The sequence below is a fragment of the Streptomyces bobili genome (genome assembly GCF_002154575.1).
GTDB classification, from domain to species: Bacteria; Actinomycetota; Actinomycetes; order Streptomycetales; family Streptomycetaceae; genus Streptomyces; species Streptomyces bobili.
The window spans coordinates 1-1799 of record NZ_MUBA01000626.1; the positions used below are offsets into that span (position 1 = coordinate 1).

The window sequence follows — 1799 nt, forward strand, 5'->3', positions numbered from 1 at the left end:
CCTCGCCCGCCGTGTCCCGGCGCGAGCGTGGGCGGCCGGGACACGGCGGGCGAGGGCCGGGCGGGCGAGGGCTGGGCGGAGGCCTGGCGGGCTGCTCGGGGCGCCTCGGCCGTGCCGCAGGCGGCGAGCACGGCACCGAGGACACTGACGCCGAGAACACTGACGGCGGCGAGACGGCGTACGGGAGGGATCACCGTATGAAGCTATGAGCGGTGAACGCCTCTTGTGTGTTGATATGTGCGCGCCTCGTGCCGCGTTCACCCACCCGGGTCACCGGAGCCGGTGACGGCCCTTGCACCCGCCTATCGGCGCCAGGGACCCGTCACCGCGAACGTCGTTCCCGGCGTGTAGCAGTTGACGTACATCGTCCGGCCGTCGGGGGAGAAGGTGACGCCGGCGAACTCGCCCCACTCCGGCTGCTCGGGGGTACCGATGTTCTGCCGCCCGCGCGCCATCGCGTACACCTCGCCGCCCCGCGTCACGCCGTAGACGTGCTGGGCGCCGTTGCCGTCCTCGCAGACCATCAGGCCGCCGCTGGGAGCGAGGCAGATGTTGTCCGGGGACTCGCCCGGCAGTTGTACGTCCGTGTCCGGGCCGAAGACGATCACCAGCGTCAGCCGGCGGCGGGCCGGGTCGTACCGCCAGATCTGGCCGAAGTGGTCGGCCGCCGAACCTTCCGCGCCGCGCGCGAACGACGACACGAAGTACACGCACCGCCCTCCCCAGTAGCAGCCCTCCAGCTTCTGGGCGTGCGTGACGCCCTTGCGGCCGAAGTCCTGGAGCCTGATCGGCGTCCCGGCGGCCAGCGGGTCCGGTACGTCGACCCACTCGACGCCCTCGAAGCTCGTGCCCGTCTCCTGGACCGACGACAGGTCCGGTACGCCCGGCACGCGCATCGCCTGGAGCCGGCCGCCCGCGCGCAGCGAACCCACGCCGCCCAGCGGCTTCTCCGGGAGGAAGCGGTAGAACAGGCCGAAGGGCTTGAGGAAGGCGTCCTCCGTCTCGTAGACGATCCCCAGGTGGGGGTCGACGGCGATCGCCTCGTGCTGGAAGCGGCCCATCGCGGTCAGCGGGACCGCCCCGGTGCGGCGCGGGTCGGACGGGTCCACCTCGAAGATGAAACCGTGGTCCTTTGTGTAGCCGTTGGTGCCGGCCTTGTCCTCGTTCTCCTCGCAGGTCAGCCAGGTGTGCCACGGGGTGGGCCCACCCGCGCAGTTGACGGCCGTACCGGCGATCGCGACCCGCTCGGCGAGCACCCGGTTGTCCGGGTCCAGCGTCAGGGCCGTACAGCCGCCCTTGCCGGCCGGGTCGTAGGTCAGACCCTCGACGGTGGGGACGGGGAGCGCGGCGTTGTGCCGGTTCTCGTGATTGCGGACCAGGTGGACGCGGCCGTGGCGGCCGGGCAGGGCCGTCATGCCGTCGTGGTTGGAGGGGACGGGGCCCTCCCCGGAGCGCAGCGGGTCGCCCTCTCTGGACAGGACCCGGTAGCGGAAACCTTTCGGCAGGTCCAGCAGGCCGTGCGGGTCGGGGACCAGCGGGCCGTAGCCGCTGTGACCGAGGTTCTGGGCGGCGAGGTCCTGGGCGGCGGCGGCCGTACCCGGGAAGAGTTCGGACAGCGCCCCGGAGAAGGCGATGCCCGCTCCCAGGGCACCGGTGCGGGTGAGGATCTGACGACGGGTCGCGGACATGGGGTGACCTTCCTGCTGGCGGACAGGGACGGTGACTCCGCCGTGTCTATCACCCGGCGCCCGCCTCGGGAACCACGCGCGTAGCTCGTGTCACCGGTTCACCGGTTCACC

1 protein-coding gene and 1 pseudogene are annotated in these 1799 nt (G+C 72.2%); both read right to left on the reverse strand.

The window, feature by feature from the left end:
* Positions 1–194: pseudogene (locus BZL64_RS39300) on the reverse strand (polysaccharide deacetylase family protein); the annotation flags it as partial.
* A gap of 108 nt (positions 195–302) precedes the next feature.
* Positions 303–1688 (reverse strand): PhoX family protein, encoded by a 1386-nt coding sequence (locus BZL64_RS35105; protein ID WP_086773110.1) that lies wholly within the window; start codon positions 1686–1688, stop codon positions 303–305.
* Between the last annotated feature and the right edge of the window lie 111 nt (positions 1689–1799).

What these genes read in the sequence shown, in the direction of transcription:
- BZL64_RS35105 (WP_086773110.1), bottom strand. Translation starts at nt 1,688, where the DNA reads ATGTCCGCGACCCGTCGTCAGATCCTCACCCGCACCGGTGCCCTGGGA.